Source organism: Lysobacter sp. Root690 (assembly GCF_001427785.1).
GTDB lineage: Bacteria > Pseudomonadota > Gammaproteobacteria > Xanthomonadales > Xanthomonadaceae > Lysobacter.
This window is the reverse complement of the sequence record NZ_LMHM01000013.1, coordinates 703,309-704,467: the sequence shown is the minus strand read 5'-3', so window position 1 is coordinate 704,467 and position 1,159 is coordinate 703,309. Positions and strand designations below refer to the sequence as shown.

Below are 1,159 nucleotides of genomic sequence, written 5' to 3'. Positions count from 1 at the left end.
CGCTCCTACAGGTAGCCACTGTAGGAGCGGCGCGAGCCGCGACCACGAAACTTCATCCACGGCGCAGCGTCACGCAGGCACCGCACACCGCCTCAACCGACAACCGGCGCTACAACCGACTCAAATTCCGCACCCGCACCTCATCGCGCTCCACCCCGTGCTCGTTCGCGGCGCGCTGGCGGATCAGGTTCAACAGTTCGGCCGGATCGAACGCGCCGGTCTCGGCCGGCGCGTAGTCGAGCGTGGTCTGTCCCCACACGATGAACCGGCCGCCGACCAGGATTTCGTAGTCGGCGAAGTAAAAATAATGCGCGCTCATATCGCGGCCGCGGCTCAGGTGCCGACGTGGACGTCGTTGCCGCTGTCGGCGCAGCCCAGATGCTCCAGCGCGATCGCCAGGGCCAGGGTGTAGCTCTGCGCCGAGTAGCCGTGCACCCGGCGCAGACGCTGGCCGCAATGCGGCGCGATCGACGGCTCCGGCGCGCTCATGTCGTCGTCGTGGACCTCGATGTACGGCACCGGCAACTGCGCCAGGGCGCCGCGCAGGTTGGCGCTCGCCGGCAGGCAATCGCCCGGATCGAGCAACAGCAGCTCGGTATTGGCCGCGCGCATGCCGCGCAGGCATTCGACCAGTTCGTTTTCGTTGCGGCAACTGCGCACGCAGATCGCCTTGCCGGCGCTGGCCGCGCGTTCGACCAGCGCGGCGCGCACTTCGCCGGACAGCGGGGGGACCATCGAATCGACGGCGGCATCGTTAACAGCGTGGGCATTGGGGCCGCGCACAATCAGGATCGACACGTCGGGACTCACTGCGCACTCGGAGCGGTGCGCCTGGAAGCCACTGTAGGAATCGCGGGCGTAAAGGCGCTATTCGCGCGGTCGTGGGTGGCGTAAAGCCTGCGTCAATTCCTGGTGGCGGGTGTGCGTATGGTCGTGAGCGTGAGCTGCGGCCGGAGGCCCTCACCCACGCCTTCGGCGCGACCTCTCCCGCGAGCGGGAGAGGTATTCCGATGGGCTCCATCATCGGGGCGCTTCGGGGAGAAGTTTCGGGCCCGATGCTTTGTTTGCGATCGCCATGCGCGCGCGAGTTCGAACACCTCAAGATCCATCAATATCCAAGTCGAAAGCTTTGGGCTGGAACCTCTGCCACGACACAGTT

2 protein-coding genes are annotated in these 1,159 nt (G+C 66.4%); both read right to left on the bottom strand.

The window, feature by feature from the left end; all coding sequences use genetic code 11:
* Positions 1–109 precede the first annotated feature (109 nt).
* Entirely contained in the window at positions 110–319 is a 210-nt protein-coding gene (locus tag ASD86_RS15040; RefSeq protein WP_056111953.1) for a hypothetical protein, read from the bottom strand.
* A 14-nt stretch (positions 320–333) separates the two neighbouring features.
* Complete coding sequence (locus tag ASD86_RS15035; RefSeq protein WP_162253672.1) at positions 334–798, bottom strand: type II 3-dehydroquinate dehydratase; 465 nt, start codon at positions 796–798, stop codon at positions 334–336.
* Positions 799–1,159: the final 361 nt, after the last annotated feature.